General features: G+C 59.7%; 25 protein-coding genes and 1 pseudogene. 16 read left to right on the top strand and 10 right to left on the bottom strand.

Going from position 1 to position 26,500, the window contains the following annotated elements; genetic code table 11:
- The first annotated feature begins 260 nt into the window (after positions 1-260).
- Entirely contained in the window at positions 261-1,106 is an 846-nt protein-coding gene (locus tag QLG03_RS14425; RefSeq protein ID WP_130941497.1) for an MBL fold metallo-hydrolase, read from the top strand.
- 31 nt (positions 1,107-1,137) lie between these two features.
- Positions 1,138-1,215: pseudogene (locus QLG03_RS14420) on the top strand (hypothetical protein); the annotation flags it as partial.
- 71 nt (positions 1,216-1,286) lie between these two features.
- On the opposite strand, the gene QLG03_RS14415 reads toward QLG03_RS14420, so the two are convergent.
- Positions 1,287-1,652 carry an HdeA/HdeB family chaperone gene (locus QLG03_RS14415; protein ID WP_072096603.1) on the bottom strand — a complete coding sequence of 122 codons (366 nt, stop codon included), beginning with the start codon at positions 1,650-1,652 and terminating at the stop codon, positions 1,287-1,289.
- Between the two features lie 301 nt (positions 1,653-1,953).
- Here QLG03_RS14415 and evgA point away from each other — a divergent pair, with 301 nt between their 5' ends.
- Both evgA and QLG03_RS14405 read left to right on the top strand, forming a co-directional pair.
- Positions 1,954-2,568, top strand: coding sequence for an acid-sensing system DNA-binding response regulator EvgA (gene evgA, locus QLG03_RS14410; RefSeq protein ID WP_023291050.1), 615 nt, complete (start codon positions 1,954-1,956; stop codon positions 2,566-2,568).
- 4 nt (positions 2,569-2,572) lie between these two features.
- Positions 2,573-5,815, top strand: coding sequence for a transporter substrate-binding domain-containing protein (locus QLG03_RS14405; protein WP_255988826.1), 3,243 nt, complete (start codon positions 2,573-2,575; stop codon positions 5,813-5,815).
- A gap of 90 nt (positions 5,816-5,905) precedes the next feature.
- On the opposite strand, the gene QLG03_RS14400 is transcribed toward QLG03_RS14405, so the two are convergent.
- Positions 5,906-6,568, bottom strand: a complete 663-nt coding sequence (locus QLG03_RS14400) for a YfdX family protein (protein ID WP_162923972.1) — start codon at positions 6,566-6,568, stop codon at positions 5,906-5,908.
- Between the two features lie 240 nt (positions 6,569-6,808).
- Between QLG03_RS14400 and QLG03_RS14395 the strand changes: the two genes are divergently transcribed.
- Together QLG03_RS14395 and hdeB are read left to right on the top strand one after the other, a co-directional pair.
- On the top strand, positions 6,809-7,384 hold the full coding sequence (locus QLG03_RS14395; protein WP_023291053.1) for an HdeD family acid-resistance protein: 576 nt from the start codon (positions 6,809-6,811) through the stop codon (positions 7,382-7,384).
- A 26-nt stretch (positions 7,385-7,410) separates the two neighbouring features.
- Positions 7,411-7,716, top strand: coding sequence for an acid-activated periplasmic chaperone HdeB (gene hdeB / locus QLG03_RS14390; RefSeq protein ID WP_255988828.1), 306 nt, complete (start codon positions 7,411-7,413; stop codon positions 7,714-7,716).
- A 68-nt stretch (positions 7,717-7,784) separates the two neighbouring features.
- Here hdeB and QLG03_RS14385 read toward each other — a convergent pair whose 3' ends face one another.
- Genes QLG03_RS14385 through QLG03_RS14365 form a run of 5 tightly spaced genes read right to left on the bottom strand, consistent with a single transcriptional unit; the run spans position 7,785 to position 13,170 of the window.
- Positions 7,785-8,588 carry an MIP/aquaporin family protein gene (locus tag QLG03_RS14385; RefSeq protein WP_032428996.1) on the bottom strand — a complete coding sequence of 268 codons (804 nt, stop codon included), beginning with the start codon at positions 8,586-8,588 and terminating at the stop codon, positions 7,785-7,787.
- A gap of 53 nt (positions 8,589-8,641) precedes the next feature.
- Positions 8,642-10,465, bottom strand: a complete 1,824-nt coding sequence (locus tag QLG03_RS14380; protein WP_048335365.1) for a diol dehydratase reactivase subunit alpha — start codon at positions 10,463-10,465, stop codon at positions 8,642-8,644.
- Positions 10,466-10,477: 12 nt separating this feature from the next.
- Positions 10,478-10,903 carry a glycerol dehydratase small subunit DhaB3 gene (locus QLG03_RS14375; RefSeq protein ID WP_023291057.1) on the bottom strand — a complete coding sequence of 142 codons (426 nt, stop codon included), beginning with the start codon at positions 10,901-10,903 and terminating at the stop codon, positions 10,478-10,480.
- 2 nt (positions 10,904-10,905) lie between these two features.
- On the bottom strand, positions 10,906-11,490 hold the full coding sequence (locus QLG03_RS14370; RefSeq protein ID WP_023291058.1) for a propanediol/glycerol family dehydratase medium subunit: 585 nt from the start codon (positions 11,488-11,490) through the stop codon (positions 10,906-10,908).
- 12 nt (positions 11,491-11,502) lie between these two features.
- Positions 11,503-13,170, bottom strand: a complete 1,668-nt coding sequence (locus QLG03_RS14365) for a propanediol/glycerol family dehydratase large subunit (RefSeq protein WP_048298367.1) — start codon at positions 13,168-13,170, stop codon at positions 11,503-11,505.
- Positions 13,171-13,585: 415 nt separating this feature from the next.
- Between QLG03_RS14365 and QLG03_RS14360 the strand changes: the two genes are divergently transcribed.
- From QLG03_RS14360 to QLG03_RS14345, 4 genes are read left to right on the top strand one after another with little or no spacing between them, the layout of a single operon-like run.
- Positions 13,586-14,014, top strand: coding sequence for a heme-binding protein (locus tag QLG03_RS14360; protein ID WP_023291060.1), 429 nt, complete (start codon positions 13,586-13,588; stop codon positions 14,012-14,014).
- Between the two features lie 21 nt (positions 14,015-14,035).
- The gene (dhaT, locus tag QLG03_RS14355; protein ID WP_032454132.1) at positions 14,036-15,199 is read left to right on the top strand and encodes a 1,3-propanediol dehydrogenase; all 1,164 of its coding nucleotides are present in this window, start codon (positions 14,036-14,038) and stop codon (positions 15,197-15,199) included.
- A 20-nt stretch (positions 15,200-15,219) separates the two neighbouring features.
- Positions 15,220-15,573 carry a glycerol dehydratase reactivase beta/small subunit family protein gene (locus QLG03_RS14350; RefSeq protein WP_023291062.1) on the top strand — a complete coding sequence of 118 codons (354 nt, stop codon included), beginning with the start codon at positions 15,220-15,222 and terminating at the stop codon, positions 15,571-15,573.
- The gene (locus QLG03_RS14345) at positions 15,574-16,104 is read left to right on the top strand and encodes a cob(I)yrinic acid a,c-diamide adenosyltransferase (RefSeq protein ID WP_044524805.1); all 531 of its coding nucleotides are present in this window, start codon (positions 15,574-15,576) and stop codon (positions 16,102-16,104) included.
- Here the strand turns inward: QLG03_RS14345 and dhaR are convergent.
- Positions 16,082-18,007: a dihydroxyacetone kinase operon transcriptional regulator DhaR gene (gene dhaR / locus QLG03_RS14340; RefSeq protein WP_044524806.1), complete on the bottom strand. Its 1,926-nt coding sequence runs from the start codon at positions 18,005-18,007 to the stop codon at positions 16,082-16,084. The genes QLG03_RS14345 and dhaR overlap by 23 nt on opposite strands.
- Positions 18,008-18,108: 101 nt before the next feature.
- Positions 18,109-19,206 (bottom strand): glycerol dehydrogenase, encoded by a 1,098-nt coding sequence (locus tag QLG03_RS14335; RefSeq protein ID WP_008806556.1) that lies wholly within the window; start codon positions 19,204-19,206, stop codon positions 18,109-18,111.
- 251 nt (positions 19,207-19,457) lie between these two features.
- On the opposite strand from QLG03_RS14335, the gene QLG03_RS25315 reads away from it, so the two are divergent.
- The 5 genes from QLG03_RS25315 (at position 19,458) to QLG03_RS14315 (ending at position 24,686) form a co-directional block, all read left to right on the top strand.
- Entirely contained in the window at positions 19,458-19,661 is a 204-nt protein-coding gene (locus QLG03_RS25315; protein ID WP_048298715.1) for a hypothetical protein, read from the top strand.
- Between the two features lie 155 nt (positions 19,662-19,816).
- Positions 19,817-20,887, top strand: a complete 1,071-nt coding sequence (gene dhaK / locus QLG03_RS14330; RefSeq protein ID WP_032454135.1) for a dihydroxyacetone kinase subunit DhaK — start codon at positions 19,817-19,819, stop codon at positions 20,885-20,887.
- Positions 20,888-20,897: 10 nt separating this feature from the next.
- Complete coding sequence (dhaL, locus tag QLG03_RS14325) at positions 20,898-21,530, top strand: dihydroxyacetone kinase subunit DhaL (RefSeq protein ID WP_017899726.1); 633 nt, start codon at positions 20,898-20,900, stop codon at positions 21,528-21,530.
- A gap of 10 nt (positions 21,531-21,540) precedes the next feature.
- Positions 21,541-22,962, top strand: coding sequence for a dihydroxyacetone kinase phosphoryl donor subunit DhaM (gene dhaM / locus QLG03_RS14320; RefSeq protein WP_065882627.1), 1,422 nt, complete (start codon positions 21,541-21,543; stop codon positions 22,960-22,962).
- Positions 22,963-23,036: 74 nt separating this feature from the next.
- Positions 23,037-24,686, top strand: a complete 1,650-nt coding sequence (locus tag QLG03_RS14315; protein WP_255988836.1) for a glycerone kinase — start codon at positions 23,037-23,039, stop codon at positions 24,684-24,686.
- A gap of 104 nt (positions 24,687-24,790) precedes the next feature.
- On the opposite strand, the gene QLG03_RS14310 is transcribed toward QLG03_RS14315, so the two are convergent.
- Complete coding sequence (locus QLG03_RS14310) at positions 24,791-25,567, bottom strand: siderophore-interacting protein (protein WP_162823504.1); 777 nt, start codon at positions 25,565-25,567, stop codon at positions 24,791-24,793.
- Positions 25,568-25,805: 238 nt separating this feature from the next.
- On the opposite strand from QLG03_RS14310, the gene QLG03_RS14305 reads away from it, so the two are divergent.
- Complete coding sequence (locus tag QLG03_RS14305) at positions 25,806-26,360, top strand: PadR family transcriptional regulator (RefSeq protein WP_255988838.1); 555 nt, start codon at positions 25,806-25,808, stop codon at positions 26,358-26,360.
- Positions 26,361-26,500: the final 140 nt, after the last annotated feature.

Genomic DNA, 26,500 nt, shown 5'->3' with positions numbered 1-26,500 from the left:
GAAAGCCAGCGATTGCATAACTACTGTCTCCCTTGCGATGAGCATGGCCGCGATTGCATAAATGGCTAACGCAAGCGAGAAACGGCACTATGCAAATTTTTTAGTTAAGCTCATCCTTTTTCCCGGCGGCATCAGGTCAGCCCTGGCATGCATGACAAATGTTGGTGAATTGCTTATCCGCAATGAGTGTGGCATAACACCAGTCCAGAATAGAAAGATGCCGTTTTTTATATTGTTGGCGCCACATCGAGGATTTATTGATGCAATTAACGGTTCTGGTTGATAATAATACATTAATTGACAGGTACCTTATCGGTGAACCTGGTGTGTCTTATCTGATTGAGTATGATGGTCAAAAAATCCTTTTCGATACGGGATATTCAGATGTTTTCCTGCAAAATGCGCAAACGTTGAAAATAGATTTGACCAGTATCGATAGTATCGTGTTATCCCATGGCCATAACGATCATACCTGGGGCCTCAATCATTTAACCCAATATTATGATCGACTCAACTTCACTCCCGAGAAGAAGATAAACTTAATCTGCCATCCAGATGCATTAAGCCCAAAGTATTTTGATGAAAAATCTATAGGGATAAACTACAGATTCGATAAAAATGATCTCTTCTTCAACAAAGTTTGCAGCCAAAAACCTTATCCACTCACTGAAAACATCATCTTCCTTGGTCAAATACCAAGGGACAATAAATTCGAGATGCTGACACCGGTAGGCCAAACGGTGGATGAGACAGGCGAAATCACTGATGATTACGTTATGGATGATTCTGCGCTGGCAATAAAGACAGAAGATGGACTGGTAGTAGTCACAGGCTGTTCTCACGCGGGAATAGCTAACATTATTGAATATGCGAAACAGGTTACCGGAGAACATCACGTTGTTTCGGTCATTGGCGGGTTCCATTTGCAAAATGCTGATGAAGATCGCCTCACACAGACAGGGGATTACCTTAAAGCATTGTCCCCGGGCTCTGTCTATCCATGCCATTGTACCGATCTTGCGGCGAAGGTTAGCCTGGCGCGTTTTATCAAAATTAACGAGGTCGGCGTTGGATTAACGCTGAATTTTTCTGCCGCCGGGAAATAAATGTGAAAGCGCGCAGATGACAGCGCCTCTGGATGCCATCTGCGCCGGCGCCAACCCGACGCCAGCGAGCAAGGCCTGCGACGCCCTGTCGCAAAAAGCGGACCGCTGCCGATCCCCGGCGCAGGAATGGGCTGCTAACTGCACATTTAGTCACTTTTTCTGCCGCTTTATCGCGGTCGCTTAATTTAGCGACCGCACCTGCTGGTAGGAATTGAGCCGTTCACGCAGCGAAGTCAGCCAGGCATCTGGCTCCTGACGGCAGATTTCGGTGAGGATCGGCGTCAGCACCAGCTCGGCTTCATGGAAGTCGGTCCACTCCGGCGGCTGCAGGGAAAAAGGATCGTTCATCAGCCAGATCACCATCGGCGTCCAGGTGCGCGGATCCAGCTGCAGATAATCCTGACAGCGCATCATATCGCGCGTCCGCGCCTCAGCGGGCGAGGCGTCCTTTCCCACCGCGGCGCTACTCATTGCCACGAGTATTATTCCTGCCATTAGACGTTTCCAAACCCATTTTTGCCAAAGGGCGAGCTTCACTTTTGCCATTGTTATTATTTTACCTGCCAGTTGTCACCGGACGATATTCCCGGCAACTCACCTTAAAAAGAGCAGATTAATCATTTGCATTTTTTTTAATACCAGACAGCGCTGAAGTAAGCGAACGCCTGTTCCTACAGCTGTCATCCAGATATGCAAATATATTCAGCGAGGGTTCGCCCAGAATATCTTCCCCGGGCGAAAACGATTTGTGTTACAATTGCGCCTTATTACGGCATCGATAAAAATAACCCCCGCCGCACCTGCACCAGACATCGCCCTTCTTTTTCATATCAGGATTTACGCCCCCATGAATGCGATAATCATTGACGATCATCCATTGGCACGTATCGCCATTCGCAACCTACTCGATACCAACGGTATTACCGTCGCGGCAGAGCTCGACAGCGGCGCTCATGCGGTGCAGGCCGCCGAAACGATGCAGCCTGACCTGCTGATCGTTGACGTCGATATTCCGGAGCTCAGCGGCATCGACGTTCTTGAGCAGCTGCGCAAACGCCGCTACCAGGGAAAAATTATCGTCATTTCCGCCAAAAATGAACGGTTCTACGGCAAACGCAGCGCCGACTGCGGGGCCAATGGTTTTGTGAGTAAAAAAGAGGGAATGAATAATATCCTCGCCGCGATCGAGGCGGCCAATAATGGCTACAGCTATTTCCCCTTTTCACTGGAGCGCTTCTGCACCCACGGCATCACCGATCAGGACCGGCTGGATACGCTGTCAACGCAGGAGATGAAAGTCTTCCGCTATATCCTCAGCGGTGTCGACTACACCACCATCGGCAGCAAAATGAATATCAGCAATAAGACGGTCAGCACTTATAAGGTCCGTCTGATGGATAAATTAGGCTGCAGCTCCCTGCTTGAGCTTTATGACTTTGCGCAACGCAATAAAATAGGGTGATGCCATGGTTGTTCGTCTTATTTTATCCCTGATTGTCGGACTGGCGCTAAGCCACTCCCCCGCCGCGTTTGCCATGAAGCAACTGGAGCTGAAAAGCCATGCCCACATTGCGGCAATCGACATTCCGCTTAACGATACGGAAAAGGTCTGGCTGGCCGCCCGGCCGACGCTGACCGTCGGCACCTGGCTGCCTGAGATGACGCCTATCGTCTACGACAGCGACGAGGAGAGCTATCAGGGAATTAACGCCGACTATCTGGCGCTAATGGCGCACAGCCTCGGGTTGAAGGTGGTTATCCGCCAATATGACACCGAGCAGCAGGCGCTGGCCGCCCTGGCCGACCGCCAGGTGGATACCCTGCTCACTCAGGTGGCGCACCGGGATGCGCTCGCGCCGGGACTGACGCACACCGCACCGCTGATCAAAACCTGGCCGACGCTGGTCACCTCGCTAAAATCCCCCCTGCCGCCGCTGACCACCGACCGCCGCGTCACGCTGGCCTGCACCCGCGATTGCGCCTTTTTCGATATCATTCAGCAGGCGTTTCCCAACGCCAAAATCACCCTTTACGATAGCGACTATCAGGCTCTCGCCTCGGTGGTCAGCGGCGAGAATCAGTATTTCATCGGCAATAACATCACCACCGGCCACTGCATCTCGAAATATTTCTCGCAATCGCTGGTCATCGCACACTATTTTCGTCAGCAGGAGCAGCACAACCGCTTTGTCACCCGCGAGGATCGACCGGCGCTGCACCAGCTCCTTGACCGTTTTATCCACGCTATCGACAGCGATACCGCGATGCGGATCATGCAAAACTGGCTCAACCGCGGCGATCTGTCATTTCTCAATACGCCGCTATCCTTTAGCGCCGAAGAGCAGCGCTGGCTACAGAAGCATCGTCGCGTCCGCCTGCTGGTCAACCCCTATTTTCCGCCTTTTACTCTGGTGGATGACGAGGACGAGCTGCGCGGCATTATGGCCGATATGCTGAATATTTTCTCGCTACAGACCGGGCTGCAGTTTGACCCCATCCTGGTGCGCAACCGTCAGGATCTGGCAAAGCGAATGGAAAAAGAGGACTGGGCGATCATGCCCGCCGCGACTCTGACCCCACAGCCGCAGGCCTACGTCACCCTCAGCGACCCGCTGATTAACGTGGCTTTTGTGCTGGTCGCCCGCGGTAGCGCCCCCGACCCACATCTGCTGGCCCGCCCGGCGCGGATCGCCCTGCCAGTGGGGCCAATCGCCGCCCACGACCTGAAAGCGCGCTTTCCACAGGTTGACTGGGTGGAGACGGATAACGTTGGCGTCGCGATGAAGATGGTGGAGGAAGGCGAGGTGGATGCCGCGGTAGCGTCGGAGCTTTCCGCCCGCTATATGATCGACCACTATTATCCACAGGGTCTGCACTACGCCCGCATCGACGGACTCCCGGTCGCCGCTATTCGGCTGGCGATCCCGCGCGATGAGCCGGTGCTGGCCGCCATCCTCAGCAAAGCGCTGCAGGCCATTCCGCCGCGGGATATTCTGCAGATGACCGAGAAGTGGTCGAAAATTTCCAGCCAGCAAATAGAGAACTGGAGCCAGTACAGCCGCCAGTTTTACCAGCTGATCGCCTTCGCGCTGGTGCTGATCGCCATCAGCCTCGGGTGGGGACTCTCCCTGTGCCGGGAAGTGCGCAAACGCAAAGACTCTCAGCAGCGGCTGGAGGAGGAGCTGGCGCAGAAGGAGACCCTCTCCTGCGCCCTGGAGCGGGAAAAAGACAAAGCGATTCAGGCGACAAAAGCCAAGAGTCGCTTTCTGGCCAGCATGAGCCACGAGCTGCGCACGCCGGTGAGCGCCATCGTCGGCTTTCTGGAACTGCTGGCGAAACCGGAGCTGAGCGTCGGTCAGCGTAAAGAGGCGATCGAGCTGGCGGGGTCGACGGCGCAAACCCTGCTGGGGCTGATCGGTAATATTCTCGATATCGACAAGATTGAGTCGGGGAAATACCAGATCACCCCGCAGTGGAGCGATGTCGCACAGGTCGTGTCGCAGCAGTGCCACACCTTCGGCGCGCTGGCGCAGCAAAAGGGGATCGCGCTCCACGACCATAACGCGCTACAGGAGGGGACCATGCTGTGGATCGACCCGCAGGCGCTACGGCAAATCCTCAATAATCTCATCGGCAATGCGCTGAAGTTTACCACCGAGGGCGCGATTCAGGTCGACTGCCGGCTGACGCAAGCGGATGAGACGCAGGGGGAGCTGACCCTCATCATTAGCGACAGCGGCTGCGGGATCGGCGAAGAAGAGCAGACCACTCTCTTTCACCGTTATGCCCAGGCGCGCCAGGGGCGCAAACAGACCGGTTCCGGCCTGGGTCTGGTCATTTGCCAGGAGCTGGTCGCACTCATGCAGGGCCGACTGGAGATGGTTAGCCATCCTGGCGTGGGGACCACCTTCACCATCACCCTGCCAGTCAAGGTGAGTCGCTGCGCCGTTCGCGCGCCGAAGGCGTTGCCGGCCAGGCAGCAGGCCTTGCCCGGGCTGTCGATATTGATAGCCGACGACCATCCCACCAACCGGCTGCTGCTCAAGCGCCAGCTCAGCACTATCGGCTATAGCGTCGATGAAGCCTGCGACGGTGAAGAGGCGGAGAATAAGCTCGCTGGCAAACATTACGATCTGCTGATCACGGACCTCAATATGCCGAAGAAAGATGGCCTGGCGCTGGCGGCGTCGCTACGTCGGCGCTACCCGGACCTGATGATTTGGGGGGTGACCGCCAGCGCGCTGCCGCAGTCGCGGGAGGCCTGTCTGGCCAGCGGCATGAATATGTGTCTGTTTAAGCCAGTGTCGGTTCAGACGCTGAGCCACGAGCTCAGCCGTTTAGCGGTGGGCCACGCATCGCCAAACGTCACCCGACACCTGCGGCTCAGCGTGCTGACCGAAAATACCGGGGGAGACCAGGCGCTGATGACTGAGATGCTGGAGACGTTCCGCGATGCGTCGGCCGCGGATTTACAGGCTGCCGGACAGGCAATCGCCCGGCATGAGCCGCAGATCTTTCTGCGAGCGCTGCACCGTCTGCACGGTTCAGCGCAAATTCTGGGGATTACTGCGCTGCAAGCGCTGTGCGCCCCTTTTGAGGCGAAGCGGCCTGACTCGCTAACGCCGGCAAGCTGTCTGGAGGTGGTACAGCGCATCACCGGCGTCATGCGCGAGATCGATGGCGAAATCGACGCCCTGATCGGCCGCTAGCCGTTCCGGTCGGGCAGTCCGCCTGCCCGACCGTTAAGGGGACATCCTTGTCAGTTTCTCCCTCTGCGCTCTCTCAGGGTGGAACAGGTATCAGTTGCCTGCCACCAACATCTCGCTGTCCACCACGATGCCCTCTTCAGCGCCTTTCAGCACCAGATTCGCTTCGTAATATTTTCCAGCTTTCAGCAGGTCTTGCGCCTGCGCCACCGCCTTACGGGTCTGGTTGAGCGGCATCAGATACTGGTTCTCAATTACGCCAATACCGGCCAGACGGAGGGTATCGATAGCCCCTTTCTGATCGCCTTTCGCCAGTTTTTCGTTAGCGGATTTAATGGCACTCTCTTTTTCCGGCGTGGCTACATAGTCTTCAGACAGAGCGATAGAGGCGTTAATGACCACATAGCGATCGGCGATCATTTTGGCTTTAGCATCGGTTTTCACAAACTTCGCCCAGCTGGCGTCATCGGCGGCCAGCAGCGCGGCGGCGTCGTCAGTCAGTTTTTTCGCGCTATCCGGCTGGCCATGGAACAGCGCCAGACGGGCGAACTGGACATCGCGCATCGCGTTCGCGCCCTGCACTGCCACCTGCAGCACATCGGCGGCTTCTTTCTGCACCTGCGCTGTGGCTGCCGTGGATGGCGCTGCCGTCGCGCTATCTGCTGCCCACACCGGAGAGGTACCCATCATGGTTGCCAGCAGGCTCGCCAGAATGACTTTTTTCATCGTTAACTCCTGATTAAAATCGGTAAGCATCACCAAACGCAGCCAGCTTAAAAAATATCATGGGCATTGAGAATCAGAGCCCGGAAGGAATATTGCGGGCCTTGTCTGACAGCTGTCAGACAAGGCGTATAAAGTCACCTCAGCGCTCTTATTTACGCCTGCCGATAGCGCGGCCTACTATTTTCCTCAGACCTTTCTTTTGGCCCGCTGAATAAAGCATGACGCATTTTATTCAGCGTCAGGCCGGCAACCGGGATCTGCGGAGCAATTATGTTTATGTTTAGCCATTACACCTTAAATGCGTTTAACCCACGCGTCTTCATTCGATATAAACGGCATGCCGGCTTGATGGCCGCGCTGCTGTTTATCTGCGGGGCCTGTTGCCTGGCCTGGCCGCTGGTCGCCGGCTGGTATCTCGCCACGGTGACCGGCATGTTGTTGATGATCTGCGGCTTCTACTCACTGTACAGCCTGATCGTCTTCCGCCAGCAGCACTGGAAATCACGCCTGGTGGCGCTGATCTTCGCCATCGCCTGGATCGTGCTCGGCCTGAGCTTTGTCGTTAATCCTCTTAACGGCATGAGCAGCCTGGCCCTCTTATTCGGCTTTTTATTTGTTCTCGGCGGTATTTCCCGCATCGTCAACGGATGTCAAACCCGAAAACAAAGCGGCGCCGGCTGGAATATTTTTATCGGCCTGTTGGATTTACTTATCGCCTGCCTGTGGCTGGCCATGAATCCGCAGCAAAGCTGGATATTTATTACCGCCTTTATCGGCGTTGAAATGATATTTAGCGCCATCGGCTTGCTGGTCCTGCGCAATAAAATGAAGCACGCCCAGGCTTAAGCCCTATTTTGTCACTGGAGAAGAAAATGAATTTGCCTAAAGCACTCGTACTGACCGTAGCGACCACCACATTCTGTCTGATGACCAGCCCGGCGTTCGCGGTTCTGGAAACCACACCGCAGAATATGACCTGTCAGGAGTTTATGGATATGAACCCAAAAAGCATGACCCCGGTGGCCTTCTGGGTGGTGAACCGCAACACCGACTTCAGCGGCGGGGACTACGTCGACTGGCATGAAGTCGAGACCGTCTCGGTGCCGAAAATGTTGCAGCAGTGCCACAAGAACCCCGCCGCCAAACTCGGCGAGCTCAATGCGGTCATCAAGAAATAACCCCGATCCCCGGCGACTCGCCGGGGGAAGTTAACCTCGTTGCCCGCCGAGATGCGGCGGGCCCCGTCTCACTCATCGCTAGCGCATTCGCACGGCAGATGGTGGCCGATAAGCTTGCGGTATAAAAACGCCCCCATAATCGCCCCCACCACCGGCGCCAGCAGCGGCACCCAAAAGTAGGGTATCGACTGCCCGCCGGTAAAGGCGATCGCGCCCCAGCCGGCCAGACTGGTAAACAGTTTAGGGCCAAAATCACGCGCCGGATTCAGCGCAAAGCCGGTTAGCGGCCCCATCGACGCGCCGATCACGGCGATCAGCAAGCCAATCAGCAACGGCGCCAGCGGCCCGCGCGGGATGCCATTGCCGTCGTCGGTCAGAGCCATGATCATCGCCATCAGGATCGCCGTGATGGTGGTCTCTACGGCAAACGCCTGCCAAAAGGTGATATGCGGATGCGGGTAGGTGGAAAAGACCCCGGCCAGGTTAAGGCTGGCGACGGTACCGCGAACGATATGCTGGCTCTGTTCAAGATCGAGAAACAGCTGACGATAGAGCCCGTACACCAGGGCGGCGGCGCAGAATGCCCCGGCCGTCTGGGCGACAATAAACGGCAGTACTTTACGGCGTTCAAAACAGGCGAACAGCCACAGGGCAATAGTGACGGCCGGATTAAGGTGCGCGCCGGAGACGCCAGCCGTCAGATAGATGGCCATGGCGACGCCGAGGCCCCAGATAATACTGATTTCCCACTGGCCAAAGCTGGCTCCGGCGACCCGCAGCGCAGCGACACAGCCCGCGCCGAAGAAAATGAGCAGTCCGGTGCCAAGAAACTCGGCCACGCACTGCCCGGTTAAGCTAGAAGTCTGGTTCATCATTGGCATCCTGAAATAGCACGTTATAGAGAGAGGCTGGCGCGAGCGCCGGCTTAATCGGCATGACCGGCCAGCACCAGCCCGGTGGCGACCGCATTGCGCGGCCCTTCTGTTCCCCGAATGTTGCCCTGCCCGGCGACCACGCCGTAGTGCGACAGGGCGTCGGTGATCAGCTGCGGGATCTCAAAATCCAGCGATGAGCCGCCCACCAGCACCACAAAGGCGATATCGCGAATGGAACCGCCGGGGGAGACCTGGCGCAGCGCGCGCAGGCAGTTGGTAACAAACACTTTCTCCTTCGCCTGGCGGCGCACAAGACGAATTTTTTCCAGCGGGCTGGCGTTATCGATCGGCACCAGTTCGCCCTCCTTGATGTACACCACTTTGGCGAACACCGCCGGGCTGAGGGCTTCCCGGAAGAACTCCACTGCGCCATTCTCGTGGCGGATACTGAACAGGCTTTCCACTTTGGCCAGCGGGTATTTTTTTATCGCTTCCGCCTGCGAAAGATCCTCGAGACCCAGCTCGGTTTTAATCAGCAGGCTGACCATATTTCCCGCCCCGGCGAGATGCACCGCGGCGATCTGCCCCTCCGCGCTGACGATCGCCGCATCCGTCGAACCGGCGCCGAGGTCGAGGATCGCCAGCGGCGCCGCACAGCCCGGCGTGGTTAACGCCCCGGCGATGGCCATGTTGGCTTCCACGCCGCCCACGACCACCTCAGTCTGGAGTCGGGCGCTCAGCTCACGGGCGATAACCTGCATCTGCAGACGATCCGATTTCACCATCGCCGCTATCCCGACGGCATTCTCCATGGCGCACTCCCCAGCCATCCCGCCCTGCACCTTGCGCGGAACAAATGTATCCACCGCCAGCAGATCCTGGATGTAAATCGCGCTCATCTCATGGCCGGTCAGGGACGCCATCACCTTGCGCACCCGCTCGAGCATGCCGCCGGCGTGGGTGCCCGGTTCGCCGCGGATGTCGCGTAACGGAGCGCAGGCGCTTATCGCCTGCATGATCGCCTCCGCGCCCTCGGCGACATCGGCTTCTCCACGGCGCTTTTCGCCGCTGATGTAGATCTTGCCCGCCGGGATCACCCGCGACTGCACGTCGCCCTGGGGGGTCTTGAGCACCACCGCTGAGCGGTTGCCAATCAGCGCGCGGGCGATGGGGACGATGGCCTGGGTCTCCTCCGGGCTCAGCCCAAAGAAGGTGGCGATGCCGTAGGGATTCGACAGGATCCGCACCACCTGCCCCGGCGCGGCTACCTCCACCGCCGCCATCACCCCCTCGGGTACGTGCTCCAGGAGCGTCACTTCATCCACCACCGGCAGGGTTTTGCGCAGGCGGTTGTTCACCAGCACGCCGTCGTCCTTTTTGAGGATCGCCGCCACCACGTTGATCCCGCGGTCGATCGCCTCATTGAGCCACCACACGGCGTCAAGGAAATCGACAGCGTCGTCAATCAGCGCGATCCACCCCTCGGCATACTGCGCCGCCGGCAGCGTCGCCAGCCGGCCGAGGGCGATGGTCGTCCCCACGCCGACGCCCACCCCGCCCGGGGTCTGCGGGTTATGACCGATCATGGTTGACTCGGTGATAATGGTCTCGGTGATGGTCTCCATCGCCACATCGCCAATGACCGGCGCGGCTTCGTTAAGATAGATGCGAGACACATCGCGCATTGACCATGGCGTTTTCGCCAGAGCCTGCTCCAGCGCGGCGAGGGTCCCGGCGATATTGTCCCGCGTCCCTTTCATGCCCGTCGTCGCGACGATCCCGCTGGCAACAAACGTCCTCGCCTGCGGGTCGTCGGACGCCAGCGCCACCTCGGTGGTGGCGTTGCCGATATCAATCCCGGCTATTAACGGCATACTGACCTCCGCTTAGCTTCCTTTACGCAGCTTATGCCGCTGCTGATACACTTCCGCCGCCTCCCGGACAAAGGCGGCATTCACCGTCGCATGCCAGGTGTGCTCAAGCTCGTCGGCGATCGCCAGCAGCTCCGCCTGCGAGGAGCGGAACGGGCGCAGCGCGTTATAGATAGCCAGAATGCGCTCGTCAGGGATGGCGATAAGCTCCGCCGCGCGGCGAAAATTGCGCGCCACCGCATGGCGCTGCATCTGCTCGGCAATCTGCGCCTGGTACTCAAGGGTTTGCCGGGAGATCCGCACATCCTGCGGGCCCACCTCGCCAGAGAGCACTTTCTCGAGGGTGATGTCGGTCAATGGTTTGCCGGTGGGCGTCAGGATATGCTCCGGGCAGCGGGTAGCTAACGGATAATCCTGCACGCGCATGGTTTTCTCGCTCATGGTCACTCCCTTACTAAGTCGACGTGCAGGGTGACGGGCTCGGCGTCCTGCACCACATGTTTGGTCTCTTTGATATGAAACAGGGCGGCTTTGGCCATAAATTTCGGCCGCACCATCTGGTCGTTCACCACCGGCACCGGCGAAGGTGACTCGTTGCGCGCATAGCGCGCGGCGTTTTTGCCAATCTGCCGGTAGGTCTCCAGCGTCAGCAGCGGCGCCTGGGAGAACAGCTCCAGGTTGCTGAGCGGCAGCAGATCGCGCTGATGGATGACCGTGGTGCCCTTCGACTGGATACCGATGCCGATCCCCGAGCCGCTCAGGTTCGCCGCATCCCAGGCCATAAAGGAGACGTCGGACGTGCGCAAAATGCGCACCACTCGGGCGTGAAGTCCCTCTTCCTCCACCCCGGCAATCAGCTCTTTAAGGATCGCGCCATGGGGCATATCGATCAGGGTGTGATGCTGGTGTTTATCGAAGGCGGGGCCGACGCCGATCACCACTTCATCGGCGCGTTCATCGGCAGAAGCCGCCCCGCCCTCGCGGGTTTTCAGGGTAAAAGAGGGCTGAATTTGGGTTGTCTGTTGCACAGTAATACCGCCTTATTCAATGGTGTCGGGCTGGACCACGCCCGGAATATTTTTGATCTCCGCCCAGCGTTCGGCGGAGATGCGATAGCCGGTGCCCGGCCCCTGATAGTCATTGATGTCGTTGACCGCGCTCACCACCTCGAACTGTCGATCGAGAATGGCCGAGGTCTGCAGGTAATCGCCGGTGACCCGCTGGCGCAGCATATTGAGAATATTGCTGGCGATATCCTCAAAGCCGCTGCGGCTCAGCGCGCCGACAATATCGAGGCCGGTAATATTGCGCTTCATCATCTCTTCCACCGCGTTCAGGTCCTCCACCACGTTACGCGGCGGCATCTCGTTGCTGCCGTGCGCGTAGGTGGCGGCCTCCACCTCCTCGTCGGCGATCGGCGGCAGCCCCAGCTCGCGAAAGACCGCCTGGATCGCCCGCGCCGCTTTCTGGCGAATGGCGATGGTTTCCGCCTCGGTCACTGGACGCAGTCCACCGTCAACCATCAGGTCGCGCTGCAGGATGTTGTAATCATCAAAATCTTCCGCATCGAAGTTCGAGCCGGCGAACATGTTGTCGTAGTTCGGCACCGCGCTGTAGCCGGAGAAAATAAAGTCGGTGCCCGGCAGCATCTGCATCAGGGTGCGCGCGGTGCGGCGGATATCCGAGTGGGAGAAGGTCTGGTCGTTGGCCGAGGCCACTTCGAGGTCGAGCATGGAGGCGATCAGATTTTCCGCCAGCACCGCCCGAATGCCCGAGGGCACGGCGCCGGTCATGCCGATGCAGCTCACCGCCCCGTTCTGTAGACCCTGCACCCCGGCGCCTTTGGTAATGAAGATGCAACGCGATTCGAGGTAGAGCATCGACTTGCTCTCCGAATAGCCCATCAGCGCTTCGGAGCCGGTGCCGGAGGTGTAGCGCATTTTCAGCCCCCGGGAGGCGTAGGCCGAGGCGAGGAACGCCTTTGACCATGGGGTGTCATCGCCGTCGGTAAATACCGCCTCGGTGCCGTAGACTGACACCGTCTCGGCGTAACTGGTTAAGCCACGCATGCCCAGCTCCAGCTCGGTGGCCTCTTCCACCGAGCATTGCGTCAACACGCCGGGGCGGCCGCACTGCGAGCCGACCAGCAGCGCCAGGGCGTTAAACGGGGCATAGCGCGCAATACCGACCGTGGTCTCCTGCTCGGAGAAGCCGCGGATCCCGGCCTCGGCGGCGTCGGCGGCAATCTGCACCGGATTATCCTTCAGGTTGGTGACATGGCACTGGTTGGAGGGCGTTCGGCGGGCGCGCATCTTTTGCAGCGCCATCATCATCTCCACCACGTTCATCTGCGCCATGACTTCAACCGCTTTGGCCGGCGTGATGGCGGTGGTGATGGCGATGATCTCCTCCCGGCTGACGTGGATATCCACCAGCATGCGGGCTATCTCCAGCGCCTCCAGACGCATCGCCTGCTCCGTGCGCTCAATGTTGATCGCGTAGTCGGCGATAAACCGGTCGATCATATCAAACTGGTCCCGGCGCTTGCCGTCCAGCTCGACGATCCGACCGTTTTCCACTTTGACCGACGAGACCGGGTCAAAGGGGCTTTCCATGGCGATCAGTCCCTCTTCAGGCCACTCGCCAATCAGCCCGTCCTGATTGACGGGGCGCTGGGCCAGTACTGCAAATCGTTTTGATCTTTTCATTGTTCATGGGCTCAAAAGGTGAAATCCGCAGACGGTAGCGAACACGCCGGGCCAGCGTCGCTGCCCGCCCGGCCATTACCGGCAATAGCGGAACTTTAAAGGAGCCACTGGTGAAAAAAATAAAATTAATTTTGTTTCAATCTGGCACGTTAAATCGGCAAACAGTTTCACTATGAAACCCCGCCGCAACGGCTAAAATAAAAAATGTGATCGCCAGCATTGATATAAATCAATTAATAAAAAAATCCCGCCATCGCGTTTTTCTGAGACCTTTTTTGACCTGTTGACTAAATCATGGCGGGCGACAAAATAACGCTGAGAAAAATAAATTAAGCCAACCGCGTGGCGATAGTTTTTTTACTTTCGCCCCCTACTGACTATTCGCGTCAGCATTACCCTGGCGCGGGAGATAATCATGAACAAGAGCCAACACATTCAGACTATCACCCTGGCCGCCGCCCAGAAAATGGCGGCAGCAGTGGAGAAAAAAGCTAATGAGATCAACGTAGCGGTGGTATTTTCCGTGGTTGACCGCGGCGGCAACACGCTGCTTGTCCAGCGGATGGACGAAGCCTTTGTCTCCAGCTGTGATATTTCGCTGAATAAAGCCTGGAGCGCCTGCAGCCTGAAACAAGGCACCCATGAAATTACGCCAGCGGTTCAGCCAGGACAATCTCTGTATGGTCTGCAGCTGACCAATCAACAGCGAATCATTATTTTTGGCGGCGGCCTGCCGGTTATTTTAAACCAGCAGGTAATTGGTGCCGTCGGCGTTAGCGGCGGTACGGTCGAGCAGGATCAATTATTAGCCCAGTGCGCCCTGGATTGTTTTTCCGCATTATAACCTGAAGCGAGAAGGTATATTATGAGCTATCGTATGTTTGATTATCTGGTGCCAAATGTTAACTTTTTTGGCCCCAACGCTATTTCCGTGGTCGGTGAACGCTGCAAACTGCTGGGGGGTAAAAAAGCCCTGCTGGTTACCGACAAAGGCCTGCGGGCGATAAAAGATGGCGCGGTGGATAAAACTCTGCATTATCTGCGGGAGGCCGGCATCGAGGTGGCGATCTTTGACGGCGTCGAGCCGAACCCGAAAGACACCAACGTGCGCGACGGTCTCGCCGTGTTTCGCCGCGAGCAGTGCGACCTTATCGTCACCGTGGGCGGCGGCAGCCCGCACGACTGCGGCAAAGGCATCGGCATCGCCGCCACCCATGAGGGCGATCTTTATCAGTATGCCGGGATTGAGACCCTGACCAACCCGCTGCCGCCCATCGTCGCGGTCAACACCACCGCCGGCACCGCCAGCGAGGTCACCCGCCACTGCGTCCTGACCAACACCCAAACCAAAGTGAAGTTTGTGATCGTCAGCTGGCGCAACCTGCCGTCGGTCTCCATCAACGATCCGCTGCTGATGATCGGCAAACCGGCCGCCCTGACCGCGGCGACCGGGATGGATGCCCTGACCCACGCCGTAGAGGCCTATATCTCTAAAGACGCCAACCCGGTGACTGACGCCGCCGCCATGCAGGCGATCCGCCTCATCGCCCGCAACCTGCGCCAGGCCGTCGCCCTCGGCAGCAATCTTCAGGCGCGGGAAAACATGGCCTACGCCTCTCTGCTGGCCGGGATGGCCTTCAATAACGCCAACCTCGGTTATGTGCACGCCATGGCGCATCAGCTGGGCGGGCTGTACGACATGCCGCACGGCGTGGCCAACGCCGTCCTGCTGCCGCACGTGGCTCGCTATAACCTGATCGCCAACCCGGAAAAATTCGCCGATATCGCCGAACTGATGGGCGAAAATATCGCCGGACTGTCGACCCTCGACGCGGCGGAAAAAGCTATCGCCGCCATCGCGCGTCTGTCGATGGATATCGGGATTCCGCAGCATCTGCGCGATCTGGGGGTGAAAGAGGCCGACTTCCCGTACATGGCGGAGATGGCCCTGAAAGACGGCAACGCGTTCTCGAACCCGCGTAAGGGCAACGAGCAGGAGATTGCCGCGATTTTCCGCCAGGCATTCTGAGTGTTAACGAGGGGACCGTCATGTCGCTTTCACCGCCGGGCGTACGCCTGTTTTACGATCCGCGCGGGCACCATGCCTGCGCCATCAATGAGCTGTGCTGGGGGCTGGAGGAGCAGGGGGTCCCCTGCCAGACCGTATCCTGCGACGAAGGCGGTGACGCCGATACGCTGAGCGCCCTGGCGGCCAGAAGCTCGACGCTGCGGGTGGGCATTGGGCTCAGCGCAGCCGGCGAGATCGCGCTAACCCATGCCCAGCTGCCGGCGGACGCGCCGCTGGCGACCGGGCACGTCACCGATAGCCGCGATCATCTGCGTACGCTCGGCGCCAACGCCGGGCAGCTGGTGAAAGTCCTGCCGTTAAGTGAGAGAAGCTGAATGTACCGTATCTATACCCGCACCGGAGATAAAGGCACCACCGCCCTGTACGGCGGCAGCCGCATCGAGAAAGACCATATTCGCGTCGAGGCCTACGGCACCGTCGATGAACTGATATCCCAGCTGGGCGTCTGCTACGCCACCACCCGCGACGCCGGGCTGCGGGCAAGTCTGCATCAGATTCAGGAGACGCTGTTCGCGCTGGGGGCCGAACTGGCCAGCGATGCGCGGGGCCTGGTCCGCCTGAGCCAGACGATCGGCGAGGAGGAGATCACCGCCCTGGAGCGACTTATCGACCGCAATATGGCCGAAAGCGGCCCCCTGAAACAGTTTGTGATCCCGGGGAAGAATCTCGCCTCCGCCCAGCTGCACGTGGCGCGCACCCTGGCCCGTCGGCTGGAACGTCTGCTGACGGCCATGGACCGCTCGCACCCTCTGCGCGACGCGCTCAAACGCTACAGCAATCGTCTGTCGGACGCCCTGTTCTCCATGGCGCGTATCGAGGAGACTAGGCCTGATGCTTGCGCTTGAACTGGCTGGCGTCGATATCGTACTGCTTCATTTTGCGCCACAGGGTGGTGCGGCCGATATTCAGCAGTTGCGACATCTCCTGCACCCGCCCGCTGGTCACCCGGGCGGCGTGGATAATGGCCTCTTTTTCGATGGCGCTAAAGGTCAGGCTGGCCGGCAGCAGCGATGAGCCGCTATCGGCCCCCGGTCGATCGGAAAAGAGATATTCCGGCAGGTTGCTCAGGCGAATGTGGCCGTTATCGCTGCTGATGGCGATGTTCTCTATCACGCTGTTAAGCTCAAAATCATTTCCCGGCCACGAGTAGGCCACCAGCTGGGCCAGCGCGTCATCGTCCACTTTCAGTCGGGAAGAGAAACGCTTCTCCAGGCTTTTCAGGCGGTTATGCACCAGCGACGGGATACTGTTGCGCCGGGCGCGCAGCGGCGGAATGACGATCTCGAAAGAGTGCAGCGCATAGTACAGCTGGCGGCTAAAGCGGTTCTGTTCCACCAGGTTGGCCAGATCGACGGTGGTGGTGGCGATCACCTTCACATCCACCGGGATCAGGCGGCGGGCGTCGAGGCGGGTAAGCACTCCCTGCTTAATCACCTGCAGCAGGGCGGACTGCAGCTCCGGCGCCAGATACTCAATTTTTTCCAGAAACAGGGTGCCGCCGTTGGCCAGCTCAAGGCGGCTCAGGCGGCCATTTTCATCATCGGTGGGGGCGCTCCCCATAAAGTCCTGGCCCAGCACGCTGTCGGCATACAGCTGGCAGTTGACGGCGATGTAGGGGCCGCCCGCCCGCTCGCTTTCATTGTGGATGGCCTGGCTCAGCAGCTCTTTCCCCACCCCCTCTTCACCGCACAGCAGTACCGGAAAGCCGCCGCGCGCCGCCTGGCGGCCAAAGTGGATCAGCCGCCGGGTTTCCGGATCGTCGGCTGACATCTGCTCAAACGTGTGGCTGACTTTGCCCAGCTGGCTGGTCATCAGCTGCCGCATCTGCTCCACCGGGTGCAGCAGCAGAATAAAGCTGTTGCCTTGCGACTCGACAATCGGTTTTAAGGTGATCACCGCGTCGATAAACTGGTGCTGGCTTTCAAAGGTGACTTCAACGTGATTCAGGCCGCGGGCGTGTTTGATGGCGCGGCGCAGCAGCGCCGGCAGGGTCACCAGATCAGCGATATTTTTTCCCTGGCTGGCCTGGGCATCAAGATGCAGCAGTCTCGCCGCCTGAACATTGAGAAATTGCAGTACCCCCTGTTCGTTCCACGCCATCACCCCGTCGTCCATGCTCTCCAGCAGGCCGTACATTTGATTGAGGTGGCGGTTGGATTCCGCCAGCAGGCTGTCGGTGAGCAGGGAATTGCCCACCTCGCGGGCGATGGCCAGCGTCAGGGAGAGGTCGGCGCTGGACTGGTGCTCCACCAGACAGCAAAGCGAGATAGAGCCGAACAGCCGCCCGTGGTTATCGAACACCGGCGTCGAACAAAAGCTCCATGGCTGCAGGGCCTGCTTAAAATGCCGATCGCCGGCGGTGTTGATCGGCTGCCCCTGCATCGCGGCCAGCGACAGCGCGCAGGTGCCGATAATGCTCTCCGCGCAATAGCTGCCGTCGCGAAACCCCAGGTCAGCCAGCTGCGCCAGCGTTTGCGGTTCGCCGCAGCGGCTCAGAATACAGGCGGTCTCATCAAGGATAAACAGCGCGCAGGGGCGACCGTCCATAAACTCCCAGGCGTCCTCCAGCGCCGCCTGACCGATGGTCAGCAGCGCGGTTTTACGCCGACAGATCGAGTCAAAGGTCAGGCCCTGGGCCTGGTGCGGTTTTTGCCAGGTTTCGCGCTGCATAAACTTGCTGCAGCGATGCCATGACTGGGCGATGACGGAAGAGACCGCCTTCCCGGTATCCTGAGTCTGAACAGTCATACTGTTTTCCGCGTTTTACCATAGAGAACCCCTCCGGCAGCCGCTGCCAGAGGGGAGAAAGAAAGACCGCCGACCGGCGCCAGCGGTTTAGCCACCGCGAATTAACGCGCCAGCCACTGCTGGCCTAACAGATCGGCGGTGAGGATAGCGGCGTGCACGCTCTCCGGGGTCACCGCAAACGGCATATTGTGGATGGTTTCCCCTTCCGCGCAGGTGGCTTTCGCCACCGCGGCGATTTTCGCGTCGATCCCCTCTTTGACGCCCATCTGCGCGAGGGTCACCGGCAGGCCGACGCGCTGGCAGAAGCCCAGCACGGTTTCAATCTCGTCCATCGGGCTGTTCTGCAGCACCAGCTGCGCCAGGGTGCCGAAGGCCACTTTCTCGCCGTGATACAGGTGATGGCACTCTTCCAGAATGGTGAAACCGTTGTGGATCGCGTGGGCGGCGGCCAGGCCGCTGCTTTCAAAGCCAATGCCGCTGAGGTAGGTGTTCGCTTCGATGATGCGCTCCAGCGCTTCGGTCACCACCCCGGCCTGCGCCGCCAGACGGGCCTTTTCGCCCTCCGCCAGCAGCGTATCATAGCACAGGCGGGCCAGGCTCAGCGCCGCCTCGGTGGACTGCCCCCCGGCCATGCTGGTGGCGCGCGCATCGTAGCAGGCTTTGGCCTCAAACCAGGTGGAGAGCGCATCGCCCATGCCGGAGACCAGCAGGCGTACCGGCGCTTTGGCGATAATCGCCGTGTCCATCACCACCATATCCGGGTTTTTCGGATAGATCAGATACTCTTCAAACTCGCCCGCTTCGGTGTAGATCACCGACAGCGCGCTGGTCGGCGCATCGGTCGAAGCGATAGTCGGGATCACCACCACCGGCAGCTTCTGGTAGTAACCGATCGCCTTCGCGGTATCGAGGGTTTTACCGCCGCCGATGCCAACCACGCCGCGGCAGCCCTGTTTTTGCAAAATCGCCATCAGGCGGTTAATTTCCGCATGGCTGCATTCGCCGTTAAACCGTTCCGCATGGCAGCGAATATCGTGACTCTGCAGGCCATTCACCACTTTCTCCCCCGCCAGCTTCATCACGAAGTCGTCAGCGATGACGAAGAAGCTCTCCGCCAGGTTTTTGGCATATTGACCGAACAGGACAGCAGCATCAGGACCCTGAAGATATTTGGCTGGAGATTGAATAACTTTTAGCATTCCTTTCACCCTCAAATAAGTGCGCATGTAGACATGATGAGCCCTGGCGTTATCCGCGCCGGCCGGTAAAGCGCGGCCTCAACGGAATGTACCGGAGCAGTGCGATCACTGTAGGGCCGGCACGGAACAAAAAAATCTTTCGCCTTTTTGTTCTGATATGAAACACAGGTTAAATTTTTACGTTCCATATTGGAACAAAAAACCCTAGTCTTCGTCAGGATTGCGATCCCGATCCGCTCCTCTGCCGCATAATTCCCTTACCATCCCCCTTTAGCGGCAGGCTTTTTCCCCACAGCCGGGGGAAATTTAGCAAAAAATTTTTTTCCGCCCGCTGCGCCAGCCGCGATGACCGGCGCTTAAGGCAGAGGAAAAAAAGCGCGCCAGCTCGCATTTTCACCGTTTCCTCAGCAAAAACGTTCCATAAAGAAACAAAATCAGCAGGTGATGTTTCGTAATGAAACCCGATCCCCGGGGCATTCTTTTTTTCGTCCGCTCAGCCAGAATCATCATATCGCCAGGCACGCTGCACCGTCAGACGATACCCCTACGCGATGACCGCCTCCGCCAGCAGAGAGGCCGCATCGAACCTTCTCCAACGGAGCACTGAATAATGAAAAAGCTGATTAACCGTGTTGAAGATGTACTGAATGAACAATTACAGGGGCTGGCTAAAGCCCACCCGCAGCTGACCCTGCACCAGGACCCGCTGTACGTCACCCGCGCCGACGCGCCGGTGGCCGGCAAGGTCGCCCTCCTCTCCGGCGGCGGCAGCGGCCATGAGCCGATGCACTGCGGCTATATCGGCCAGGGGATGCTCTCTGGCGCCTGCCCGGGGGAAATCTTCACCTCGCCGACGCCGGATAAAATGTTCGAATGCGCGATGCAGATTGACGGCGGCGAAGGCGTCCTGCTGATTATCAAAAACTACACCGGCGACATCCTGAACTTCGAAACCGCCACCGAGCTGCTGCATGAGAGCGGCATAAAAGTCACCACCGTGGTGGTCGACGACGACGTGGCGGTGAAAGACAGTCTCTATACCGCAGGCCGCCGCGGCGTCGCCAATACCGTACTGATCGAAAAACTGGTCGGCGCCGCCGCCGAGCGCGGCGATTCGCTGGAGGCCTGCGCTGAACTGGGGCGCCGCCTGAATAATCTCGGCCACTCCATTGGCATCGCCCTCGGCGCCTGCACCGTACCGGCCGCCGGACAACCCTCCTTTACCCTGCAGGACGATGAAATGGAGTTCGGTGTCGGCATTCACGGCGAGCCGGGCATCGACCGCCGTCGCTTCAGCTCGCTGGACCAAACCGTCGATGAGATGTTCGATACCCTGCTGGAGAATGGCGCCTACAGCCGCACGCTGCGCCAGTGGGATACCGTTAAGGGCGCGTGGCAGGAAGTGAAGCAGAGCAAAACCGCGCTACAAAACGGCGACCGGGTCATCGCCATGGTCAATAACCTCGGCGCCACGCCGCTGTCCGAACTGTACGGCGTCTATCACCGGCTCGCCCAGCGCTGTGAAGCGTCCGGCATCATCATCGAACGCAACCTCGTCGGCAGCTACTGCACCTCGCTGGATATGGCGGGCTTCTCCATCACCCTGTTGAAAGCGGATGATGAGACGCTGGCGCTATGGGACGCCCCGGTTCATACCCCGGCGCTGAACTGGGGAAACTAAGGAGCACGACATGTCACTGAACAGAACGCAAATCGTCGACTGGCTGTACCGCTGCGGCGATATCTTCACCAAAGAGAGCGATTTTCTCACCGGCCTCGATAAAGAGATCGGCGATGCCGACCACGGCCTGAATATGCACCGCGGGTTCAGCAAGGTGGTGGAAAAGCTGCCGTCGATTGCCGATAAAGATATTGGCTTTATCCTCAAAAACACCGGCATGACGCTGCTCTCCAACGTCGGCGGCGCCAGCGGCCCGCTGTTCGGCACCTTCTTCATTCGCGCCGCGCAGGTCACTCAGGCCCACCAGAGCCTGACCCTCGACGAACTGTACCTGATGATCCGCGAAGGCGCGGACGGCGTCGTCAACCGCGGTAAAGCGGAGCCAGGGGATAAAACCATGTGCGACGTCTGGCTGCCGGTGGTGGACTCCCTGCGCCAGTCCAGCGAGCAGCATCTGTCGATCGCCGCCGCGCTGGATGCCGCCTGCAAAGCAGCGGAGGCCGGCGCCCACAGCACCATCACCATGCAGGCGCGCAAAGGCCGCGCCAGCTACCTTGGCGAACGCAGCATCGGCCATCAGGATCCGGGCGCCACGTCAGTGATGTTTATGATGCAGATGCTGGCCGCCGCGGCCAAAGAGTAAGGAAATCGCGATGGTAAACCTGGTTATTGTTTCTCATAGCGCCCGGCTGGGCGAAGGTGTCGGAGAACTGGCCCGGCAGATGTTAATCAACGACGGCTGCAAGCTGGCGATCGCCGCCGGGATCGACGATCCAGACAGCCCGATCGGCACCGATCCGATCAAGGTCATGGAAGCGATCGAATCCGTCGCCGATACCGACCACGTGCTGGTGATGATGGATATCGGCAGCGCGTTGCTCAGCGCCGAGACCGCCCTCGACCTGCTCGATCCGGCGATTGCCGCGAAGGTGCGGCTGTGCGCCGCGCCGCTGGTGGAGGGGACGCTGGCGGCCACCGTCAGCGCCGCCTCCGGCGCCGGGATCGACAAAGTGATCGCCGACGCCATGAACGCCCTGGAGGCCAAACGGATCCAGCTGGGTTTACCTTCGCCAACCCCTGACGCAGCCCCGGCGCCGACGCTTGCCGACGATGGCGACAGCAAGTCGCTTGCGGTCGTCATACAGAACCACAACGGCCTGCACGTGCGTCCGGCGTCGAAGCTGGTCGCCGCGCTGGCGGGCTTTAACGCCGATCTGCTGCTGGAGAAAAACGGGAAGTGCGTCAAACCGGACAGCCTCAACCAAATCGCCCTGCTGCAGGTGCGGCGCAACGATAAGCTGCGCCTGCTGGCCCGCGGGCCAGAGGCCGATGCGGCGCTGGCGGCGTTTCAGGCGCTGGCCGCCGATAACTTCGGCGAATCGCCTGCAGCGCAACCGGCAGCGGCCCCGGCCGCCCCCGAACGCGTCGAAGGTATCGCGCTGCGCTATCCGCTGGCCCTGATCCAGCCGGTCCGCCCGGCCGCCGCCGATGTCGCCCGCGAGCAGCAGCGGCTGCGCCGGGCTATCGACCAGACGCTGGCGGATCTCACTGCCCTGACCGAGCTGGCGGAGAATAAATTTAACGCCGATATCGCGGCGATTTTCGCCGGGCACCACACCCTGCTCGACGATGAGGATCTGTTTGATGCCGCCAACGATCGTCTGCTCACCGAGCCGTGCTCGGCGGAATGGGCGTGGCATCAGGTGCTGATGGAGCTCAGCCAGCAGTATCGCCAGCTGGATGACCCCTATCTCCAGGCGCGCTATATCGATATCGAAGATATTCTGCAGCGCACCCTGCGCCATCTGCAGGACGTGCAGGAAACGCTGCCGACGCCCGGCGAGCCGACCATTATTATCGCCGACAACATGTTCCCGTCGGCCGTCCTGCAACTGGATGCCAGCCGCGTGAAAGGCCTGTGCCTGCGCGACGGCAGCGAACAGGCCCACGGCGCGATTATCGCCCGCGCGGCGGGGATCGCCTGGCTGTGTCAGCAGGGCGAGGCGCTGAACAGCGTGCAGCCCGGCGAGCCCATCGCGCTCGATATGCGCCGCCAGCGCCTTATCCGTTACTAAATCCACTTTGTCCGTTACCGCTCCGGAGGCCTGCCTCCGGAGGGTGAGTTTTCGCTTACTCTTCAGGAACCACTATGTCTCAATTCTTTTTTAACCAGCGCGCCAGCCTCGTCAACGATGTGATTGAGGGAACCATCATCGCCAGTCCGTGGAACAACCTCGCCCGGCTGGAGAGCGATCCGGCGATCCGGGTGGTGGTCCGTCGCGACCTGAATAAAAACAACGTGGCGGTGATCGCCGGCGGCGGCGCCGGCCACGAACCGGCGCACGTCGGCTTTATTGGTAAAGGCATGCTGACCGCCGCGGTTTGTGGCGATCTGTTCGCCTCGCCGAGCGTCGACGCGGTGCTTACCGCCATTCAGGCGGTGACCGGCGAGGCGGGCTGCCTGCTGATCGTAAAAAACTATACCGGCGACCGGCTGAACTTCGGCCTCGCGGCGGAGAAAGCGCGCCGTCTCGGCTACAACGTGGAAATGCTGATCGTCGGCGACGACATTTCGCTGCCGGAAAACAAACAGCCGCGCGGTATCGCCGGTACGCTGTTCGTCCATAAGGTGGCGGGCTATTTTGCCGAGCGCGGCTACAATCTCGCCACCGTACTGCGCGAAGCGCTGTACGCCGCCAACAACACCGCCAGCATCGGGGTGGCGCTGGCCAGCTGCCATCTGCCGCAGGAGGCGGACAGCGCGCCGCGCCATCAGGCCGGCCACGCCGAGCTGGGAATGGGCATCCACGGCGAACCTGGCGCCTCCACCATCGCCACGCAAAACAGTGCGGAAATCGTCAACCTGATGGTGGAAAAACTGACCGCTGCCCTGCCGGAAACCGGCCGTCTGGCGGTGATGCTCAATAATCTCGGCGGCGTGTCGGTGGCCGAAATGGCGATCCTGACCCGCGAACTGGCCAACACGCCGCTTCAGGCGCGCGTTGACTGGTTGATTGGCCCGGCCTCGCTGGTGACGGCCCTGGATATGAAGGGTTTCTCGCTGAGCGCCATCGTGTTGGAAGAGAGTATTGAGAAAGCGCTGCTGGCGGATGTGGAAACCGCCGGCTGGCCGCGGCCGGTGCAGCCGCGGACGGTTAACATCATGCCGTCCACTCTCGCCAGCCCGCGCGTCGACTTTACGCCTTCGGCCAACCCGCAGGTGGGTGATTACGTGGCCCAGGTGACCGGCACCCTCGTCGGGCTTGAAGACCATCTCAACGCGCTGGATGCCAAAGTGGGCGATGGCGATACCGGCTCCACCTTCGCCGCCGGGGCGCGTGAGATTGCCGACCTGCTGCAGCGCCAGCAGCTGCCGCTGAACGATCTGCCCACGCTGTTCGCGCTCACGGGCGAACGCCTGACGGTGGTGATGGGCGGCTCCAGCGGGGTATTGATGTCGATTTTCTTCACCGCTGCCGGGCAGAAGCTGGGGCACGGCGCCAGCGTGGCCGAGGCGCTGAACGCCGGTCTGGAGCAGATGAAATTTTACGGCGGCGCCGAGGAAGGCGACCGGACAATGATCGACGCGCTGCAGCCAGCGCTGGCGGCGCTGCTCGCCGAACCGGAGAACCTGCAGGCCGCTTTTGCCGCGGCGCAGGCCGGCGCGGATCGCACTTGCCAGTCGGGCAAAGCCGGCGCCGGACGAGCGTCCTATCTCAACAGCGACAGCCTGCTCGGCAACATGGACCCCGGCGCCCACGCGGTAGCGATGGTGTTTAAAGCGCTGGCGGAACGATAAGCCTTCCCCGGTGGCGCTGTGCTTACCGGGGCTACAAATCGGCGCCAACCGTAGCCCGGATAAGGCGCTACGCGCCGCTATCCGGGTTTGACCACGATGGCTTTTTACTTGCTGTGCCAGTACGCCTGCGAGCGCACCAGCTGCTGATCGATGCTCTCATCCTCAAAGCGCGCCAGCAGCGATTTCACCACCGCGCCTTCGCCGGTCAGCCAGATGAAATAATCCTCCGCCGGCACCCTCACCTGCGCCAGACGCTCGGCGACGAACGCCGGATGGTGGCCCACCACCCACTCGATGTTAAAGCCGTCGAGATCCGCCAGATAATCTTTATATGACGCATCGGCGATAGTGACGATGGCCGTCACCTGCGGCGTCACCGCCAGCTGACGCAAACCCAGCAGACGACGACGCAGCGCCGGCATACCGGACTCATCGCAGACATACAGTTGCCAGGCGTAATCCTCCGGCACCACCAGCGAGCCGCGCGGACCACCGATCACCAGCTTATCGCCCGCTTTTGCCTCCAGCGCCCAGCGGCTGGCGATTCCGCCGTCGTGGATAAAGAAGTCGTACGCCAGCTCATGGCGTTCGGCATCGTACAGCGGCGTATAGTCGCGGGTAGCAGGCCGCACGCCCTCGCCCCAGTCAATCCCCTCCTCGGTCACCTGCGGCGGGGCAAACGCCGCGCCCGGCTCCGGGAAGAAAAGCTTGGTGTGGTCGTCAAAGCCGCGGGAAACGAAACCTTCCAGCGCCTCGCCTCCCAGCACGATGCGCTGGAAAGCCGCGCCTGCGCGCTCCACGCGCAGCACCGTCAGCTCACGGAAACGCAGCTCATTGCGGACACGCTGCGGGTACTTGTCTGCTTTGGTTTTTGTCATCATCGATCGCCTTCGTGAACAGTAAATAGATATATCTAAACTCGATGCAAATGATAATGATTGCCATCTAAAAAGAATGCAAGTCTTTTTTTGATATAGTCAAAACAAACCGCATTAAAATACCAGCATCAGAAATAAACAGATAAATATCAACAAATTAAAAAATAAATCACGACCAGCATTGCGAGAATTCATTTTTTAGATATAAATTAGATATATCAAAACATAGCAGGAGGTAACCATGCGACATCATCATGAAGACGGGCGTGGGCCGCGCGGGCGCCACGGTGACCCCAGCGAACACGGCGACCATGGCCGTCGCGGCGGCGGACGTCGCCAGCGTTTCTTTGGCCACGGCGAACTGCGGCTGATTATTCTGGACATCCTCAGCCGCAGCGCCAGCCACGGCTATGAGCTGATCAAAGAGATCGAAACCCTCACCCAGGGGAACTACAGTCCCAGCCCGGGGGTGATCTACCCGACGCTGGATCTGCTCCAGGACCAGGGTCTCATCAGCGTGGAAGACGACAACGGACGCAAAAAAATCGTCATCAGCGAAGAGGGAAAACAGCTGCACGCGGAGAACCAGGAGCATCTGGCCCATATCCAGGAGCGTCTGCAGGCGCGGATGGTCGGCTGCGAGCTGCGCCGAGATCCGCAGATGAAGCGCGCGCTGGAGAATTTCAAAGCGGTCCTCGACCTGAAAGTGAACCAGCAGGCCAGCAGCGCCGCCCAGCTCAAGCAGATCATCGGCATTATCGACCGGGCGGCGATGGCGATCTCCCAGCTCGACTAAGCCTCCTTTCTCACCATCGGCTGCCCCGCGCTGGGGCAGCCCGCACCACGACGGATCGTGCCGCTCAACGCCGCAAGGCAGAAAATCTCGTCAGCTCAGGAATAAAACGTGCCAATAATGGCGCCATGAGATTAAATTTT

This window comes from Klebsiella sp. V115_8 (assembly GCF_029967715.1).
Classification (GTDB): domain Bacteria; phylum Pseudomonadota; class Gammaproteobacteria; order Enterobacterales; family Enterobacteriaceae; genus Klebsiella; species Klebsiella quasipneumoniae.
The sequence above is the reverse complement of the archived record's forward strand: the minus strand, read 5'-3'. Positions and strand labels throughout refer to the sequence as shown.

What these genes read in the sequence shown, in the direction of transcription:
- QLG03_RS14425 (WP_130941497.1), top strand. Translation starts at nt 261, where the DNA reads ATGCAATTAACGGTTCTGGTTGATAATAATACATTAATTGACAGGTAC.
- QLG03_RS14415 (WP_072096603.1), bottom strand. Translation starts at nt 1,652, where the DNA reads ATGGCAAAAGTGAAGCTCGCCCTTTGGCAAAAATGGGTTTGGAAACGT.
- evgA (WP_023291050.1), top strand. Translation starts at nt 1,954, where the DNA reads ATGAATGCGATAATCATTGACGATCATCCATTGGCACGTATCGCCATT.
- QLG03_RS14405 (WP_255988826.1), top strand. Translation starts at nt 2,573, where the DNA reads ATGGTTGTTCGTCTTATTTTATCCCTGATTGTCGGACTGGCGCTAAGC.
- QLG03_RS14400 (WP_162923972.1), bottom strand. Translation starts at nt 6,568, where the DNA reads ATGCTTACCGATTTTAATCAGGAGTTAACGATGAAAAAAGTCATTCTG.
- QLG03_RS14395 (WP_023291053.1), top strand. Translation starts at nt 6,809, where the DNA reads ATGTTTATGTTTAGCCATTACACCTTAAATGCGTTTAACCCACGCGTC.
- hdeB (WP_255988828.1), top strand. Translation starts at nt 7,411, where the DNA reads ATGAATTTGCCTAAAGCACTCGTACTGACCGTAGCGACCACCACATTC.
- QLG03_RS14385 (WP_032428996.1), bottom strand. Translation starts at nt 8,588, where the DNA reads ATGAACCAGACTTCTAGCTTAACCGGGCAGTGCGTGGCCGAGTTTCTT.
- QLG03_RS14380 (WP_048335365.1), bottom strand. Translation starts at nt 10,465, where the DNA reads ATGCCGTTAATAGCCGGGATTGATATCGGCAACGCCACCACCGAGGTG.
- QLG03_RS14375 (WP_023291057.1), bottom strand. Translation starts at nt 10,903, where the DNA reads ATGAGCGAGAAAACCATGCGCGTGCAGGATTATCCGTTAGCTACCCGC.
- QLG03_RS14365 (WP_048298367.1), bottom strand. Translation starts at nt 13,170, where the DNA reads ATGAAAAGATCAAAACGATTTGCAGTACTGGCCCAGCGCCCCGTCAAT.
- QLG03_RS14360 (WP_023291060.1), top strand. Translation starts at nt 13,586, where the DNA reads ATGAACAAGAGCCAACACATTCAGACTATCACCCTGGCCGCCGCCCAG.
- dhaT (WP_032454132.1), top strand. Translation starts at nt 14,036, where the DNA reads ATGAGCTATCGTATGTTTGATTATCTGGTGCCAAATGTTAACTTTTTT.
- QLG03_RS14350 (WP_023291062.1), top strand. Translation starts at nt 15,220, where the DNA reads ATGTCGCTTTCACCGCCGGGCGTACGCCTGTTTTACGATCCGCGCGGG.
- QLG03_RS14345 (WP_044524805.1), top strand. Translation starts at nt 15,574, where the DNA reads ATGTACCGTATCTATACCCGCACCGGAGATAAAGGCACCACCGCCCTG.
- dhaR (WP_044524806.1), bottom strand. Translation starts at nt 18,007, where the DNA reads ATGACTGTTCAGACTCAGGATACCGGGAAGGCGGTCTCTTCCGTCATC.
- QLG03_RS14335 (WP_008806556.1), bottom strand. Translation starts at nt 19,206, where the DNA reads ATGCTAAAAGTTATTCAATCTCCAGCCAAATATCTTCAGGGTCCTGAT.
- dhaK (WP_032454135.1), top strand. Translation starts at nt 19,817, where the DNA reads ATGAAAAAGCTGATTAACCGTGTTGAAGATGTACTGAATGAACAATTA.
- dhaL (WP_017899726.1), top strand. Translation starts at nt 20,898, where the DNA reads ATGTCACTGAACAGAACGCAAATCGTCGACTGGCTGTACCGCTGCGGC.
- dhaM (WP_065882627.1), top strand. Translation starts at nt 21,541, where the DNA reads ATGGTAAACCTGGTTATTGTTTCTCATAGCGCCCGGCTGGGCGAAGGT.
- QLG03_RS14315 (WP_255988836.1), top strand. Translation starts at nt 23,037, where the DNA reads ATGTCTCAATTCTTTTTTAACCAGCGCGCCAGCCTCGTCAACGATGTG.
- QLG03_RS14310 (WP_162823504.1), bottom strand. Translation starts at nt 25,567, where the DNA reads ATGATGACAAAAACCAAAGCAGACAAGTACCCGCAGCGTGTCCGCAAT.
- QLG03_RS14305 (WP_255988838.1), top strand. Translation starts at nt 25,806, where the DNA reads ATGCGACATCATCATGAAGACGGGCGTGGGCCGCGCGGGCGCCACGGT.